Annotated in this window: 17 protein-coding genes; 3 read left to right on the forward strand and 14 right to left on the reverse strand. The window is 45.2% G+C overall.

Features of this window, described 5'->3' with window-relative positions; translation table 11 throughout:
• Window positions 1-30: 30 nt before the first annotated feature.
• From K7G97_RS09190 to K7G97_RS09235, 10 genes are all read right to left on the reverse strand, one after another.
• Window positions 31-501: a hypothetical protein gene (locus tag K7G97_RS09190; protein ID WP_023468446.1), complete on the reverse strand. Its 471-nt coding sequence runs from the start codon at window positions 499-501 to the stop codon at window positions 31-33.
• A gap of 31 nt (window positions 502-532) precedes the next feature.
• Window positions 533-850 (reverse strand): hypothetical protein, encoded by a 318-nt coding sequence (locus K7G97_RS09195; RefSeq protein WP_195864945.1) that lies wholly within the window; start codon window positions 848-850, stop codon window positions 533-535.
• Window positions 851-879: 29 nt separating this feature from the next.
• Entirely contained in the window at window positions 880-3,324 is a 2,445-nt protein-coding gene (locus K7G97_RS09200) for an ABC transporter permease (protein ID WP_223040397.1), read from the reverse strand.
• Window positions 3,321-4,070 (reverse strand): ABC transporter ATP-binding protein, encoded by a 750-nt coding sequence (locus tag K7G97_RS09205; RefSeq protein WP_396133876.1) that lies wholly within the window; start codon window positions 4,068-4,070, stop codon window positions 3,321-3,323. Before K7G97_RS09205 ends, K7G97_RS09200 begins: the two co-directional genes overlap by 4 nt.
• 97 nt (window positions 4,071-4,167) lie before the next feature.
• On the reverse strand, window positions 4,168-4,590 hold the full coding sequence (locus tag K7G97_RS09210; protein WP_223040399.1) for a cytidine deaminase: 423 nt from the start codon (window positions 4,588-4,590) through the stop codon (window positions 4,168-4,170).
• A gap of 10 nt (window positions 4,591-4,600) precedes the next feature.
• Window positions 4,601-5,371, reverse strand: a complete 771-nt coding sequence (locus K7G97_RS09215; protein WP_053453490.1) for an ABC transporter permease — start codon at window positions 5,369-5,371, stop codon at window positions 4,601-4,603.
• Window positions 5,368-6,069 carry an ABC transporter ATP-binding protein gene (locus tag K7G97_RS09220; protein ID WP_223040400.1) on the reverse strand — a complete coding sequence of 234 codons (702 nt, stop codon included), beginning with the start codon at window positions 6,067-6,069 and terminating at the stop codon, window positions 5,368-5,370. The genes K7G97_RS09215 and K7G97_RS09220 overlap by 4 nt, the downstream gene beginning before the upstream one ends.
• Window positions 6,070-6,165: 96 nt before the next feature.
• Window positions 6,166-6,606 (reverse strand): NUDIX domain-containing protein, encoded by a 441-nt coding sequence (locus tag K7G97_RS09225; protein WP_223040401.1) that lies wholly within the window; start codon window positions 6,604-6,606, stop codon window positions 6,166-6,168.
• Between the two features lie 55 nt (window positions 6,607-6,661).
• Window positions 6,662-8,260, reverse strand: a complete 1,599-nt coding sequence (locus tag K7G97_RS09230; protein WP_223040402.1) for a M3 family metallopeptidase — start codon at window positions 8,258-8,260, stop codon at window positions 6,662-6,664.
• Window positions 8,261-8,376: 116 nt separating this feature from the next.
• Entirely contained in the window at window positions 8,377-8,526 is a 150-nt protein-coding gene (locus tag K7G97_RS09235; protein WP_023468457.1) for a hypothetical protein, read from the reverse strand.
• 100 nt (window positions 8,527-8,626) lie between these two features.
• On the opposite strand from K7G97_RS09235, the gene K7G97_RS09240 reads away from it, so the two are divergent.
• Complete coding sequence (locus tag K7G97_RS09240) at window positions 8,627-8,809, forward strand: hypothetical protein (protein ID WP_023468458.1); 183 nt, start codon at window positions 8,627-8,629, stop codon at window positions 8,807-8,809.
• A 6-nt stretch (window positions 8,810-8,815) separates the two neighbouring features.
• Window positions 8,816-9,679 (forward strand): NAD-dependent epimerase/dehydratase family protein, encoded by an 864-nt coding sequence (locus K7G97_RS09245; protein WP_223040403.1) that lies wholly within the window; start codon window positions 8,816-8,818, stop codon window positions 9,677-9,679.
• A gap of 48 nt (window positions 9,680-9,727) precedes the next feature.
• Here K7G97_RS09245 and K7G97_RS09250 read toward each other — a convergent pair whose 3' ends face one another.
• Window positions 9,728-10,714, reverse strand: coding sequence for a phosphotransferase (locus K7G97_RS09250; RefSeq protein WP_223040404.1), 987 nt, complete (start codon window positions 10,712-10,714; stop codon window positions 9,728-9,730).
• A gap of 89 nt (window positions 10,715-10,803) precedes the next feature.
• Here K7G97_RS09250 and K7G97_RS09255 point away from each other — a divergent pair, with 89 nt between their 5' ends.
• Window positions 10,804-11,205, forward strand: coding sequence for a VOC family protein (locus K7G97_RS09255; protein ID WP_029341837.1), 402 nt, complete (start codon window positions 10,804-10,806; stop codon window positions 11,203-11,205).
• Between the two features lie 110 nt (window positions 11,206-11,315).
• Here the strand turns inward: K7G97_RS09255 and K7G97_RS09260 are convergent, their stop codons facing one another.
• From K7G97_RS09260 to licT, 3 genes are all read right to left on the reverse strand, one after another.
• The gene (locus K7G97_RS09260; protein ID WP_223040405.1) at window positions 11,316-12,767 is read right to left on the reverse strand and encodes a 6-phospho-beta-glucosidase; all 1,452 of its coding nucleotides are present in this window, start codon (window positions 12,765-12,767) and stop codon (window positions 11,316-11,318) included.
• Between the two features lie 14 nt (window positions 12,768-12,781).
• Window positions 12,782-14,620, reverse strand: coding sequence for a beta-glucoside-specific PTS transporter subunit IIABC (locus tag K7G97_RS09265; RefSeq protein ID WP_223040406.1), 1,839 nt, complete (start codon window positions 14,618-14,620; stop codon window positions 12,782-12,784).
• A gap of 170 nt (window positions 14,621-14,790) precedes the next feature.
• Window positions 14,791-15,633, reverse strand: a complete 843-nt coding sequence (licT, locus tag K7G97_RS09270) for a BglG family transcription antiterminator LicT (protein WP_223040407.1) — start codon at window positions 15,631-15,633, stop codon at window positions 14,791-14,793.
• Between the last annotated feature and the right edge of the window lie 162 nt (window positions 15,634-15,795).

Below are 15,795 nucleotides of genomic sequence, written 5' to 3' on the forward strand. Positions count from 1 at the left end.
AGGAGCCGGTTCATCGACCGGCTCCACGAATTAGATCTTTTTCCACGACTTCGGATACGTCCTTAACTCCTTCTTCGTCGGATGCTCGGCATCGAGACGTTTTCCGTTTCGTTCAAGTAGCATATCGGACACGAGCAAAACAATCGCAAGGACGACATAGACGGCAAAACTGAGGAAGAATGGCAAGTCGAATACGATGATCAGTGGGAAAAATAATCCCATTAAGATCACGAACAAAAAATCAGTCACATACTGCCATTGAATGATTTTTTTCATCTGTGGTTTTACCGTTAATGCCATATCACGTTCGACTTCTTGCGAGTGAATCCGCGCAATCCAGACCAATGCTACAAGTAAAAAGAACAATGGCCAGTACACGTCCCGATTGGCGACGACTAATAAAATACTGACGCCGTACAGCAACGAGCTGTACAAACGTGGTTTGACGAGTTGACGCTTTTCTTCTTGAATGAACGCGATGCGTTCTGCTTTTGTTTTCATTTAAATCCCCCAACTGATGTGACGTATCTTTTTAATCTGATCGAACCGTCCGTGATCGACCGATGTACTCGACTTTATTTTGAAGTACACGATACATCCGGTATTCTCCCGTCGGTGCCGACTTCAGCTGAACGGCAATCTGATGACGTCGTGATTTCGATGATTCCGACGCTACGAAGTACGGTTTGACCGATGCGATATCATCACGTCCGAACTGCTTCGTCACGTGTCGAACGACTTGCACTTCAACAATCTGCTCATAGGTCGCATCCCGTTCACCTGCGATCATCCACCAACCGACACCGCTAATTACTACGAGTAATAGAATCGCCCCGATCGTTTTTCGCATTTCGATCCCCCCGGTTCACTTGCCCTTACTTACTGTTTCAATTCGTGAACGAGGTTTTCCTGCTTTCGTCGGGTGACGAACCAAGCGATGCCTATGACAAGCACTATCAAACCGGCACTGGTTCCGGCAATCGTCGGTACATTGAAGTAAAATGATCCCGTATCATCGATCCGTGTCATGAAGAAGGTCGCACCAAGACCACTGATCAGTCCAAAGGTGATGCCACTCCCAATGAATAAGAGCATTTGAATGAGTGTCAGCTGACGAAGCTTGTTCTGTGTCAACGCAATCGTTCGTAGCAAGGCGTATTCGCCTCGTTTTCCACTCACGAAACTGAGTAAGGCGTTCGCAAGTCCGAACCAGACGGATCCACTCATGACGACGAGCGCAATCAAGAAGACGAACCAGCGTTCCGTCGTTTGTTGCTCTGCATCGCGAAGCGCGTCAGATAGTCGATTCACTTGCAATGTCGGATAACTTTCTGTGATCTCTGATAATGTTGTGGTCATTTGCGCCTTCGATAATTCGGACGGAACGTCGATAAAGACATTCAATATCTGATCGTTCGGTTGCCGCAGCTGCTCGTTCCGCCAATCCACGAGGATGTCTGGTGCCATCTTCTTTTCGATTCCAACGATTCGGAATTGACCGACCGAAACGCTTCGTTCTTGTTCCCCGTCCCACCGCCCGAGCGGCAACGTATCGCCTTTTTCGAGACTGTGTTTTTTAGCAAAGGTCCGTGAGACGATGATTCCTTCTGTGTCACTCGTCTGTTCTCCCGCTAAGACGTCAAGACGACGATAGTCCGTCAATTCGTATTCAATCGAGACATCTTCTTGAGGCGACTGGTATTCGAGTGAATTTCGAGACGACAGGAAGGTCGCTTTTGCGCCAGGTAGTTCCGTTTCAATTTGTCGAATCAATTGCAGCGGGTTTCCTTGCGATCCTTCATCTAAACGACTCTTTAAGACGACCTCCGTCGGATATTGGCTGATGATGTACTTCCGCTCATTTTGTTGTACCGTCTCAAGGAACGTCGAGCCGATGACGACGATGATCATCAAGACTTGAACGATCAGCATCAACCAGGCATTTTTCCGAAGTTGCGGTAATACGCCCCGGAAGGCGACGAAACTTGTCGGTCCCGCTAACCGACGAACGATCGGTTCCGCTCGCTGGAGCACTCCCTTCAAGAGGAGTGGCGTCACAAGATACATCGTCAGTAAAAAGGCGACAGTCGCACCGAGCCAGGCGATTGCCCGTGACCCTTCCGTACTGGCAATCACTTCAGCGAATAACACCAAACTGACGGTCAATCCACTACTGAACAGGACGAGACGTTTTCGCCGGGTCGGTCGCGACGCCGTTTTCAGATTTTCTCGCAAGACGTGGAGTGGTAACACATCCCGTTTTCGGTAAGCCGTACTCGCGAGCAACAGCAGAATTAACAAAGCACTACCGAACGTTACGAGCATCAAGAACGCTCCCTGTTCGATCATGAGGGAGACGATCATTTTACCCTCTGTCGGCCATACGAGTTGACCGAGTAACGGGAAGAAAATACTGCCTAGAATCGTAAGCATCGTGCCCGCTAAGACAATCAATCCAGATTGAACGAAGAACAGCTGAAACAGTTGCCGTGTCGTCGCCCCAAGCGTCCGCATGATCGCAAATTGGACGGCATATTTACGTAAATACAAGTCAAAATTCGCCATCAAGATGAAGCCGGACACGACAAGGATCAATACTGACAAGATTCCGATGTAGCCGTTCAGCGCCGGTGAGAGCGCTTGCCCTTCCGAAAGTTCAATCCGGAGCTCCGGATTCGCTTTGACGAGTGTATCGGCATAGTGGACGAGATCCGCCTCTTTTTTTAGATTGAGCAAGACGGCTTTCGTTTCGATCGGATGATACTTCTTCAGATCAGCATACGAAAGCAAGACTTGATCGTGCGAGACTCCCAGTGTTTTTGAATTTGGTAAAATCTCACGGATTCGATACGTCGCTTCTCCGACGCGAAGCGTTTGCCCGACACTACGATCAAGCGACGTCGCGAGTCGATCTGACACGATCACTTCTCCCTGTTTCAATTCGTTCGTGAAATGATACCGACTTTTCGTCAGGGCATCCGAATGAACTCCTATCGTCTCCACGTCGGCCATCGCTTGACCAGCGACGCGCGCTGTCGTCTGTAAGATCGACTCTGCGCCCAAGACATCGTGATCCTTTTTAAGTTGCTCAAACACGGACTGATCCGTCCGCTCGTCTTCAGGTGTATATTTGACCGTCAGATCGACTTGACCATATCTTTGTACACGATCTGTCTCGATAGCGGCTTGATTATGTAGTAAAAAAATGACCATCGTTAAGACAAGACCAATCGAAATCATGACGCTTCCGATTGAGGTCACTAAAATCATCGGACTTTTACGGTACAGTCGGTGGGAAAGACGAAAGAGATGTTGTCGTTTCATACAGCCCCCACGAACTGCTCGTATGTCTCTAAGATCGGCGCCACGTCTCCGGTTGACAGCTGATCGGCAACGATCTGTCCGTCATGGAAATACAGCACCCGTTTCGCATGAGCAGCTACGGTCGCATCATGGGTCACGAGCAGGATGCTCGTTAATTGTTCGCGATTGAGTTCTTGAAGCAACTGCATGATTTCAGCAGATGTCTTGAAATCGAGGTTTCCCGTCGGCTCATCCGCTAAGATGATCGGTGGTCGACTGATCAAGGCACGTGCGATTGCGACACGTTGTTGTTGCCCACCCGACAGCTCTTGCGGTCGATGATTGTTCCACTTCGTCAGTCCGACTCGTTTGAGCCAAGTGTCCACCTCTTGATTGATCGTTTTATCATCCATCCCCTTCAGCATCAATGGTAAAGCGACATTCTCCTGAACCGTCAAATCATCGAGCAGATGAAACGATTGAAAGATGAACCCGATGTGCTGTTGTCGGTATAACGTCGCAGCAGGTTCAGTGAAGATGTCGCGTTGCCGTTTTTCCTTTAAGGTCAACGTACCGCCGGTTGGCGCATCAAGCGCTCCCAGGATATTCAACAGTGTACTTTTCCCGGAGCCACTCGTGCCCATGATGGCGATGAATCCTCCTTCCTCTAACGTAAAGCTGACTTGTTTTAATGCATGGATTGTCTCCGTTCCACGTATGTAGGTTTTTGATAACCGTTCGACTTCTAATAAAGCTGACACGCATATCCCTCCTTAGTTATTCCGTCTTTATCATAACCATAATAAGGATGATTTAGAAGTAAATGCAAAAAAACTCCTCATTCAAACGACGAGGAGTTACTGGTTATTGTCGGACATATTTTAATGGAATCAAATCTGCAATCCGGACTTTCGTCAACTGATCGTCGATCGTTAAGAGGACAAATGCGTCCGGTGCATAGTCGGAAATCAATTCGCGACACATGCCGCACGGACTGACGACGCGGATCGTTCGGTCAGCCTCATCCGAATAGGGATGTCGGACGGCGACGATCGTCTCAAAATCCGTCAATCCATCCGTGATGGCGGAACCGATCGTGATGGCTTCCGCGCACACCGTCACCCGTCCGACATAGGCTTCGACATGAACCCCCGTTTTTATTGCGCCATCTTTTGTCCGCAACGCAGCTGCGACGTGATGTTTATCGTCAGCGTAACGGCTTTGAATCGTTTCAGTTGCTCGTTCGACCAGTTGCAGGTCGGCTTCAGTAATCGGATAAGTCTGCATAACGTGCTCCTTACGTGTCTTTTTTCTTATAGGTCAAACCGATGAATTGTGCTTTTTCATTGAACAGTCGACGGTAGGATAGAAAACCAACGAGGACCGATGCCATCGCCGCCGTCGTCAAAATCAGGAATAGAATCAATAGTTGATAAAGGACCGCTTCCATTGGATCGGCGCCACCGATGATCAACCCACTCATCATCCCTGGCAGTTGGACGAGCCCCATCGTTTTTTGCGCTTCGATCGTTGGAATCATACTTGTCCGGATCGCGCCTTTTAAGCTCGTATCAATCGCTGTCTTCGCATCTCCACCAAGTGAAAGAATCAGTTCGATGACCTCGTCGCTTCGTTCGACCTCGTCCTTGAACTTATTGAGAAACAATAAGGACAAGATCATACAGTTTCCGATGACCATCCCGCTGATCGGAATGACTTGCTGGGCTTCGAACGGAATGATTTGTAACCCGAGCAAAATGCCCATCGTCAATGCTTCGACCGCAATCAGTGTGAACAAGATGATCCACTGGATCCCGGGAATCCCGTCCCCTTTACGGATGACGTTCAGTGTCGCTGCACCGATCATCAACAGAATCATCAGTAACATAAAAATTGGACTGCCGCTTTCAAAGACGAACGTCAGAATATAACCGATGATCAAGAGTTGAACGATTGATCGAACGGTTGCGATGAGGATGTCCTTCTCTAGACCAAGCCGTAACGTCCGCGCTAAAACGAGGGGGATCAAAATGAAGATGAGTGAAGTTGCCAGTTGGAGGTAACTCATACCGATTCCCCCTTCAAGAAAGCTTGTGTCTCTGCTTGACCACTTGAAACGAGTTCCTTGAATGCACCAGACTCAATCAATCGACCGTCTTTTAAAAACCAGACGTCGTCGCTGACCCGCTTGGCTTGCTCTAAGTCATGCGTAATCCAAATAATTGTCGTCTGTAACTCCTGCTGTAAATCAAGAATTAACTTCTCAATCTCCTGTACCATCCGGTAATCGAGACTTGCCGTGATTTCGTCAAGCAGCAGGACGTCCGGTCGATTGACGAGTGTCCGCGCGATTCCGAGTCGGCTTCGTTCGCCACCGGACAAATCTTTGACCGGTCGCTCAAGTTCGACGGATAGGTCAACTTGTTGTAGCAAACGTTCCGCTTCTTCGCGCGGTAACGATTCACCGAAGATCGATTTCGGCAAATTGATATTATCGTAGACAGTACCCGGAATCATCGGCGCGCTTTGGAACGCCATCCCGATCCGTTTGCGGACGTCGAGCAGATTCATCTGCTCTAGTCGTTCGCCTCGAAAACGAATTTCGCCGCGATCGGGAGAAATTAGTCCATTGATGTGTTTCAATGTCGTCGATTTCCCGGCACCACTTGGTCCGACGAGCGTTGTAATGACACCTTCGCGGAACTCACCTGTTATTTCGTGTAAGATGTGTTGATAGCTGACTTCGTGAAACGTAAGAATCGACATACCGTGTGTTCACCTGACTTTCTACAAGTTTCGGGTAATGCTCCTGTAGTGTTGTACCCGAAAATCCGTCACGTTAGTACGTCAAGCGACACTTCCTTAAACGTGGATGATTTCTCCAGCAAAGTCATACGGTACCGTTCGACCAGCAAAGAGCGATTCTTTTGATGCTTCCGGTAAATTGAGGTGTTTGAACGCTTCTTCACGGTCCATCCAGACGAGTCCGGAAATTTCTTCTGGAACATTCGTCTTTAATTGACCGGAGGTGATTTTTCCCGCGAAGAAGAAAAAGAGACAATGTTCCCCCGCTTGCGGGAAGAATGCTTCTGCCAGATGGACGATGTCACCTGGTATGATTGTAAATCCTGTCTCTTCCAGAACTTCACGCGTGATTGCCGTATGTAGCGTTTCGTCGCGCTCGACTGTCCCACCGGGCAATGTATAGTAGTCACCATGATCGCCACGATTCTCGACCATCAATAATTGATCGCCGGTTTCATTAAATAATGTCGCATAGACGATGTTTTTGCGGATATTCATGTTCGTCCTCCTATCGTTTTGTACATCTGCTGTTTCTGATTAAAACGTGTTGTTTTTAATATGCCTTTTCTAACTCATTTGTCCAAACTTCAATTTGACCTTCTAGGAACGCCATCAACTCCTTCAGTTCCGCATCACTTGGTAAGAAGGATACGCCAGCTCTCGCATAGACGTCTTGGATCGAATGGGTTTGACTAAGCGCCAAGGCTGCGATGAAATCTTTCAGCGTTTGGTCAGGGTCTTTCGTGAAACGGTGATAAACCTGGAGAGCGGCGATTTGAGCAATCGCGTACTCGATGTAATAAAAAGGTGTCTCAAAGAGATGGATGACACTCATCCATGCGTGACCTTTCCAATCGGGTGTTTCCGACCAATCGATGACGTCCGTATCGTATGACTCTCGGAGATCAGCATAATAGGCATGTCGTTCTTTTGGATCATGACCCGGGTAAGCATAGAGCCATGATTGAAAACGATCGACGATGATCGTCTCGGGTAAGAACTCGACAATGGAACGAATCTGTTCCAGTTTTGCCCGGGCAACGTCTTTTTTATCCGAAATCACCTGATGCCATTCGTTCATCGTCAACAACTCGAGCGACATGGCAGCGAACTCCCCTACTTCAAGCGGAATTGGTTGTAGTCCGTCGTACGTTTCTTTCATCGCATCATGATGGACGGCATGGCCGATCTCATGCATAAAGATGACGAGATCATCGAAGGTATCGATGCGATTCATGAATAAGAACGATTGTTGTTCGACCGGTAAATACTCACAAAACCCTCCGCCCGCTTTGTTCGACCGGGCACCGATATCGAGATGATTCATCAGTCGCATGTCTTTTAATACGTCAGCAAAATAGGGGTGAACGCTCTCGAGGATGGCTTGAGTCTGATCTAAGAATGAAGTATCAGAACCGCTCACGTGATGATCAATCTGTGTATAGGCCGATTGCCGGACATCCCACGGATGGAGCGCCTGTTTGCCGAGAAACGTTTGTTGTTCGCGCTGAAATCGCCGTTTGACCGGTAGAAAGTCGGATTGAATGATGGTGGCGTAATGATCGACATCTTGACTCGTATAATCAACGCGTCCGAGTTCTACAAAAGCTAGTTCCTCGAATCCGATCTTACCACTTGCAGTGGCACGCGCTTGTCGTAACTCAACGAGTCGTGAAAACAACGGTTGAATGACGGATTCCTTCATGCGGAACGCTTCCTCAATCGATAAGAGCGCTTGTTTTCGAGTGGATTCATCCGCGTCAAATAAAACAGCATAGAGATCCGAAACCGGCTCTCCCGACTTTGTCAGCATCGTCGCCTCAATTCGGAGATAGTCTTGAATAAGACTAGCTTCCTCTTCTGTCACACTTGTTGCTCTGAGTGATTGTTCAAAACGTGCTCTCGTTCGAAGTGTGACGTCATCACGCGAGACGATATCCATTTTTACGGAACGTCTCAACGTATCGAGCTTATCCGATAGCTGCTGACGCCCTTGTTCGTATTCAGAAATGGTACCGGGGTCTGTGACGTCCTGGAGATACGCATTTTTTTGTTTGAGCAATGTCTCTTCCATTTGGAGAATCGAATGAATCCGACTCTCCATGTTCTGATCGTACAAGACATCATATGTATGAAATTGAGATTCTTTCAAAATTGTTCACATCTCCTTTCATCTTATTCTAGTATACAGTTTATTCCATTAATTTGATTCATTTATCGTTAAAAAGGAGCATCCAGTCAATCGACTGGGTGCTCCTTTAGATGCTTTCAAAAATCACGATGATTTTGTTGCTGATGGACATCATGTTGGTTCAGTGTGTACTCCTGATCGTCGAGCGAGCGATGTTTCGATTGACTCCGCGCTGAAATGAACCAGACGACTCCACCAACGGCGAGAAAGATAGCAATGAAGATCATAGACACCCTCCTTTAGATTCCTTTTTTACTTTATTCTTCCAACTCCCTGGTTTTTCCTTTACGATAAGATAGAAGATATTAATTTATAGGGGGCGTTAGGATGTTCGGCAAAGAACCGACATGTATGCATTGCGGCAAAACGATTGAAGGAAACGAAAAAGTCTACATCCAGATGCGCTATCCGAAACATCGCGGGATGACGGAAGTCAAAGCATACCTAAAAAGCGAAGGACGTTTCATTTGTGAGCAATGTTTTGCTGAAAAGACAGAGTCAAAGGGGTAAGCACTTATGAACCTGAAAGAGAGTACGATTTTAATTACAGGAATGACCGGGACGCTTGGCTCTCGTGTTGCGCGACGTTTTCTAGAAGAAGCGCGTGAAGTGCGCGGTTTGTATCGCTCTAAGGAACAAGCGGATCAATACGCTTTCAAAGATGTCCACGCAGTCATCGGTGAGCTCGGTGATCCGGATTCGCTTCTTACAGCACTTCAAGGCGTCGATCTGTTGATTCACTGTGCTGCCTATCTCGGAGACGATCCCGATTTAGCACAGGAAGCAAATGTCACAGGTGTACAACATCTCGCGGATGCTGCGACAAAAGCTCGTGTCAAGCGCATCGTTCACATCTCGACGACTTCCGTGTACGGCGAAGTCGTGAGTGGACATTTTATGGAACCGTCACCACTCCTACCGTCCGAACACGTCTACATTCATACAAAACAGGAATCCGAACGCCTGTTACAGGAAAATACACCCGATTCCGATTTAATCATCTTACGTCCAGGATCAATTTGTGCCGAGGAGCAGTCCTACTGGGGGGATCGTCAAGTCGAGCGGATGAAGGAGGCGGATGTGATTACCTGGGTGCATCCGGATGATGTCGTTCCGTGGGTCCATACGGATAATTTAGTCGAAATGATCGTCATCGCCGCAAAAAATGCGCATAATGGGGACATCTTTAATGCGATCGATGCGAATCTACCTGAGACGGATTTCCGGATGAAGTTGATCACAGCAAGTGACAAGCCGTACCAAACACCGAATCGTCCGGCGGAATGCGCTACTTTCTCGAACGAACGAATCAAACGACTCGGATATATTCCATTACGAACGCCGCAAGAGACGATTGAACAGTTGGTCAAATCGTTTTAATAACGAAATAGGCATCGAATTCGAGTGATTCGGTGCCTATTTTTATGCTTATCTTACGGATATCCACCTGATCCAGCGATTCCGGTCGTGCGCTCGTAATTCTTCTATCGTTAAAAGGACTTGCTTCGTTCCAAGTACTCGTTCCGCCTCAGGGATTCCACTTTTCCCAAGTGAGCGATTGAGATTAAAATTCAGCCAGTCGAGCTTTCCTTGAACACTGCTATCGATGACGTGCGTCCAGTCGACATCAGGCAAACGTTGGTTTGTCGCGTAACCATCAAGAAATGCGTTAAATCGAACGCGGTCAAACGTATCGTTTTCCTGCTTCGACCAATAACAGGCTGTCTCGAACACGTCGACCGCTCGATGGATCAGACCCGCAGACTCCCAGTCAATCAAGACTGGACCCATTGGTGTCCAGAGGACGTTCTTTGGATCGAGATCACGATGACTGACGATCCAGTCTATTGGCAGTTGCTTCTGTGCTTCCTGTGCTAGTCTTTCTATTCGTTGCAGCTGTTCCTGCTTTTCCATGAATAGTTGCAGCCACTTTGCTCGCTGCCGTTTTCCTTCTTCTACATGACCGTCCCAATCGATTGAAGTACTTGAGGTATCCGGCTTTACAAAGCCAGTCGTCGCTATAGAAAGACCGTGCAACCGTCCTAATTGAACTCCGATTTGTCGTGCATGTGCCGGTCGAAGTTGATCGGTTGATAACGTCTTGCCATCGATCCAATCAAATAAAAGGTAATCCGAGCCGTCAATCGTTTGTACCGCTTGGTCTTTGATGCGACGTGCTGGTAATGCTGCTAAGTGAAATGACGCTTGCATGGCGACCTCTTCAGACATTTTAAAATTATTTCGTGCTTCAGGGCGTCGCATGATGTCGGGATTCAATCGTTTTAAAACGTAAGATCCAGTCGTCGTATGTAGTCGCCATGTCTCATGCAAGAGTCCGCCTGTCAATCGTACAGGTTCGCTAATCATTTGCCCTAATAAAAAACGTTCACAAATCAAATTCATCGTTTGTTGCATCCTATTCTCCATTTCGTTCGTTCCAACCGATCCGTGAAATGCTACACTAGTTTTGCATGATTTCATTGAACACGAAGGAAGGTTTTAGTATGAAACAAATTCATCACATCTGTATTCAGACGACGGACTACGCTGCGTCTAAACAATTTTATGAACAGCTTGGGTTCTCCCTCGTTCAAGAGTCACCTGGTTTTCACGACCGCGCCTTTAACAGCTGGTTACGACTCGGTGATTTCTATATCGAATTGCAAACACCCAAATCGGGTCAGCCGTTCACCGATTATACGAAACAAGCAGCGGGTCCCGTCCATTTCGCACTTTACGTTGACGACTTGCAAGAAGAAGTAGCACGCTTGGAACGACTTGGGATGCCTTTCCTACCGAAACACGGCGGAAACATCTACTTCGTCGTCGATGGTCATCTTAGCAAATTAAAAGCACCCGAAGGAACAATCATCGAATTACGGGATACGTTTGCGATTCATGGTTGAATATTGAAAATACCTTCATTGATGATTTTTTATGAAAGAATCTAATAATAATTAAAAAGCTAACGATTTGTAATCTAAACATTTCTAGATCAAAATCGTTAGCTATACCTTTATTTGATTTTAATATGTTTTTGATTTTCTATAAAGGCACCATTTGATGCAATTACTTTTTTATACCAATCAAATGACGCCTTTTTTTGTCTTCGATTCGTTCCACTGCCATCATCATGACAATCTACATAAATATAGCCATACCGTTTTGCATATTCTCCGGAAGAAGCACTAACGAGGTCAATACAGCCCCAACTCGTGTAACCGATAAGTTCTACACCGTCTTGTATCGATTCGTACATTGCGCGTATGTGATCTGTTAAATAAGCAATTCGATAGTCATCTTGAATGTTTCCTTCACCATCCAATTTATCAAATGCCCCTAAGCCATTTTCGACGATGAATAACGGGAGTTGATAACGGTCATATAACTGATTCGCCGTTAAACGGAGTCCTTTCGGATCAATCGTCCATCCCCATTCCGATTGATTCAAATATGGATTTTTAACAGTCGGGAACACATTCCCCGCTGTCATCTTATCCAATATTTCTGGATCAGTACTGATACAGCGACTCGAATAATAACTAAAACCAATAAAGTCCACTGTGTGGTTGCGTAATAGTTCAATATCACCTGGTTCCATCTGAATTTCAATTCCAGCATCTTTCAATTGTCTTAATGCATAACCAGGATAGGCACCGCGAGCTTGTACATCAATGAAGAAGAAATTCTCACGATCACGTTCCATCGCTTTTTCGACGTCATCTGGGTTACAGGTATAAGGATATGTCATGGCTGCTGCCAACATACACCCAACCTGAAGATCCGGTTTAATCGTATGAGCAATTTCCACGGCACGCGCACTCGCTACCAATTGATGATGTGCTGCTTGATACTGAATTTGTTGCCGATTCTCTCCTTCAGCGAATACTAATCCAGCTCCCATATAAGGAAGATGGAACAACATATTTATTTCATTAAAAGTCATCCAATAACGAACTTTTGAATGATAACGGGATACGATCGTCTTCACATATTGTTCAAAGAATGTAACCATCTTTCGATTGCGCCAACTTCCGTAATGCTCTACTAAATGAACGGGGACATCAAAATGCGCCATCGTAACAACCGGTTCAATTCCATATTTCAATAATTCATCGAACACATCATCGTAAAACTTCAATCCTTGTTCGTTTGGTTGTTCTTCATCACCATTTGGAAAGATACGCGCCCATGAAATCGATAGACGAAGTGCTTTAAATCCCATTTCAGCGAATAACGCAATATCTTCCTTGTAGCGATGATAAAAATCAATCGCATCATGGGATGGATAAGTTAGTTCTGGGAGCGGCTCATAATGAGATAAGTCTCCTTTCATGACGGCTCTTCGAGTCGACCCATTAGGAATTAAATCAACGGAAGATAATCCCTTTCCATCGGATAAATAGGCACCTTCTGCTTGATTAGCAGCAATAGCGCCACCCCATAAAAAGTTTTTTGGAAATTGCATCGTCTCATCCTTTCTTATGCAAAAGCAGGTTTATTGTATTCACTTACTGAAATTTGATCTTGGTCAATCGTAATTTGTCGTTCTTCTGATAAATTCGTGAAAATCACAGGTGTGATGATGTCATAACCTTCCGCTTGAATCGATTCCATATCAAAAGTGATTAATACATCCCCTGGTTCGATTTTCTGGTCTTGTGTGACGTGTAATTCGAAGTGAGTTCCATCTAAGCGTACCGTATCAATCCCAACATGGATGAGGATCTCCATTCCGTCCTCTGACCGAATACCAATCGCATGTTTGCTTGCAAATATAGCAGTTACTTGTCCTGACACTGGAGCGATCACTTTTCCTTCAGTCGGAACGACTGCGAAACCTTGTCCCATCGCTCCACTCGCAAACACACTATCCGAAACTTTTTCGAGAGACACGATTTGACCTGACACTGGGCTTGGAATCGTCATCTCTGTTGATGGACGAACATTTTTTCCCACTTCTTTTTCGATCGGATCATCTTCAAATCCAAGGATGTATGTTAAGACCATTGATAAAAAGAAGGAGACACCGACACCAATTAACAACCCGTAAAACGCTGTCATACTATCTCCAATGAAGACTGGTAACGTCAATAATCCCGGAGGACCAGAAGCAACTGCTACACTTCCAAAATGTCCTACGATTCCTCCACCTACTGCTGCACTAATGACTGCTGCAATAAAAGGACGCTTTAAGCGTAACGTGACTCCATATACGGCAGGCTCTGTAATACCAAATAATGCGGTAATTCCCGTAGAACCTGCTAATGTTTTTAACTTTTTATTTTTTGATCGAAGCATGACACCAAATGATGCTCCTGCCTGTGCAAAAATTGCTGGTGCAGTTGCCGGTTTGATATAGTCATATCCTTTAGTCGCAATGTTATTGATGAAAATCGGAACAACTCCCCAGTGAATACCGAAAATGACGAGGATTTGCCATACACCGGCAATGAACGCCCCTGCTAAAATCGGATTAAATGCTAGTACCTTTAAAATAAAAGCTGCAATCAAGTCACCTGACGTAACGCCGATTGGTCCAAACACGATTAATGTCAATGGAACGATTGTAACGAGAGCAATCAAAGGAGTAACAAAGTTTTTAACACTCTCATGCACATATCGATTGAAAAATTTCTCAACATAACTCATAACCCAAACGGCAAGAATGATCGGAATGACTGTAGATGTATAGGACATCATCATCACGGGTATACCGAAGAATGTCGTCGCGACTGCTTCCGTCTTCAGTTGAATGATTGTCGGATAGATCAAGGCACCTGCTACTGTCATGGCAACAAATTGATTCGCACCAAACTTCCGCGCTGATGTAACCGCTAACAAAATAGGTAAGAAGTAAAAGAGACTATCCGCTGTAGCATTTAAGATGATATACGTTGTTTCAGTAGGAACTAACCAACCTGCATTCGTCGCAATCGCAAGTAACCCCTTTAAGATACCAGCTCCCGCCATGACACCAAGCAACGGCGTAAAGATACTTGAAATAATATCGATTGCTCGACCAAAAATATTTCCTTTTTCATTTGTTTCCCTAGATTCTGTTGACTCTTCCATCAGCTTTGTTTGTTTCCCAATTGCTTGATATACCTCAGGTACTGTATTCCCGACAACGACCTGAAACTGCCCTCCGCTCTCTTTTACAGCAATGACACCTTCTAATTTTTCAAGTTTTAATTTATCTGCCTTTGCTTTGTCTTTAAGTACGAAACGTAGTCGGGTCGCGCAATGAACAAGTGAACTAACGTTTTGTTCGCCTCCGACAGATTCAATGATTTCTTTTGCCAATTGATCGTATTTCATAAGACACCTCCATAGTTGATAGACACAAAAAGAAACCCAGATGAGAACAAGTTACGTATTTCATAGAAATACGCATTGCTTCACCTAGGTTTCGCCTGCTTGACCAGTAACAACCCTATTAGATAAATATATATTTATTAACCATATAATAACAACAATACATTAATATGTCAATCTTTCTTTTTTTCTTTAATCAATCTTGTAATATGAACCGTTAGGTATAATTTCTCTTCATCCGTCAACCGATAATCATACTTTGTCTGAATAAAGGAACCGATTTTTTCAGTGCAGACATAGGATTTTGGATATTGCATTTTCACTAGATCAAAAAGTGCACTCTCATCTCCTTCGTATTCAGTACGTGTCACGAGTCGTTGCGCAAAAAATTTTAAATGAGTAACAAAACGATGATAAGCGAGAGCATTCTCATCCCATTCTAGTGCAAAGTGATATTTTACAAGATTCAATACTTCTTGAATGACTTTTGTCATTGAAACGATGTTCGGCATTTCTTCATTTAATTCAGCATTCACGATATGAAGAGCTATATAGGCTGCTTCGTCTTCAGGTAGTACGATATTAAATTTTTCTTCAACCAGTTCAAGCGCTTGCAAACCAACATTAAACTCATCTTGGTATAAACGTTTAATCTCCCAAAGCAATACATTTTTGATCTCTAAACCTTTTTCATGACGTTCTAATGCAAAATGTAAATGGTCGGCAAGAGCGATATAGACAAGTTCATTGAGTTTTTTTCCAAGCGTCAATTTAGCAATCGTTACGATATCATCAGTCAAGACGATGATTTCTTCAGGAATTTCTTGAAGTAGTAATTTAAATCGTTCATGATTGCCAGCATCATCGAGATAAAAGACTTTTTCAACATCGGAGGCTAATATCGTCTGCCCTGAATTCCGCTTAAATCCGATCCCCTTCCCCATGACGACTCGCTCACGCCCTGCTTCGTCAAAAACACTGATGACATTGTTGTTGAAAATTTGGTGAATGATCATCGGTGACCTCCTTTCAAATCAGAAAAATAGAAAAACCCAAATCAAACGTCACTCACGGTTCCAGTGATCGCTGATTTGGGTTTCGCCTGCTTGACCAGTAACAATCCCTATTCCATTATATTCTATACCATTGTTGATAACGGTTACAAGTATCATTTTTAT

This window comes from Exiguobacterium acetylicum (genome assembly GCF_019890935.1).
In the GTDB taxonomy this organism is placed as follows: domain Bacteria; phylum Bacillota; class Bacilli; order Exiguobacteriales; family Exiguobacteriaceae; genus Exiguobacterium_A; species Exiguobacterium_A abrahamii.

Bases quoted from the DNA above. Each gene is read 5' to 3' on its own strand.
- K7G97_RS09190 (WP_023468446.1), bottom strand. From the start codon at position 501: ATGAAAACAAAAGCAGAACGCATCGCGTTCATTCAAGAAGAAAAGCGT.
- K7G97_RS09195 (WP_195864945.1), bottom strand. From the start codon at position 850: ATGCGAAAAACGATCGGGGCGATTCTATTACTCGTAGTAATTAGCGGT.
- K7G97_RS09200 (WP_223040397.1), bottom strand. From the start codon at position 3,324: ATGAAACGACAACATCTCTTTCGTCTTTCCCACCGACTGTACCGTAAA.
- K7G97_RS09210 (WP_223040399.1), bottom strand. From the start codon at position 4,590: ATGCAGACTTATCCGATTACTGAAGCCGACCTGCAACTGGTCGAACGA.
- K7G97_RS09215 (WP_053453490.1), bottom strand. From the start codon at position 5,371: ATGAGTTACCTCCAACTGGCAACTTCACTCATCTTCATTTTGATCCCC.
- K7G97_RS09220 (WP_223040400.1), bottom strand. From the start codon at position 6,069: ATGTCGATTCTTACGTTTCACGAAGTCAGCTATCAACACATCTTACAC.
- K7G97_RS09225 (WP_223040401.1), bottom strand. From the start codon at position 6,606: ATGAATATCCGCAAAAACATCGTCTATGCGACATTATTTAATGAAACC.
- K7G97_RS09235 (WP_023468457.1), bottom strand. From the start codon at position 8,526: ATGATCTTCATTGCTATCTTTCTCGCCGTTGGTGGAGTCGTCTGGTTC.
- K7G97_RS09240 (WP_023468458.1), top strand. From the start codon at position 8,627: ATGTTCGGCAAAGAACCGACATGTATGCATTGCGGCAAAACGATTGAA.
- K7G97_RS09245 (WP_223040403.1), top strand. From the start codon at position 8,816: ATGAACCTGAAAGAGAGTACGATTTTAATTACAGGAATGACCGGGACG.
- K7G97_RS09250 (WP_223040404.1), bottom strand. From the start codon at position 10,714: ATGCAACAAACGATGAATTTGATTTGTGAACGTTTTTTATTAGGGCAA.
- K7G97_RS09255 (WP_029341837.1), top strand. From the start codon at position 10,804: ATGAAACAAATTCATCACATCTGTATTCAGACGACGGACTACGCTGCG.
- K7G97_RS09260 (WP_223040405.1), bottom strand. From the start codon at position 12,767: ATGCAATTTCCAAAAAACTTTTTATGGGGTGGCGCTATTGCTGCTAAT.
- K7G97_RS09265 (WP_223040406.1), bottom strand. From the start codon at position 14,620: ATGAAATACGATCAATTGGCAAAAGAAATCATTGAATCTGTCGGAGGC.
- licT (WP_223040407.1), bottom strand. From the start codon at position 15,633: ATGATCATTCACCAAATTTTCAACAACAATGTCATCAGTGTTTTTGAC.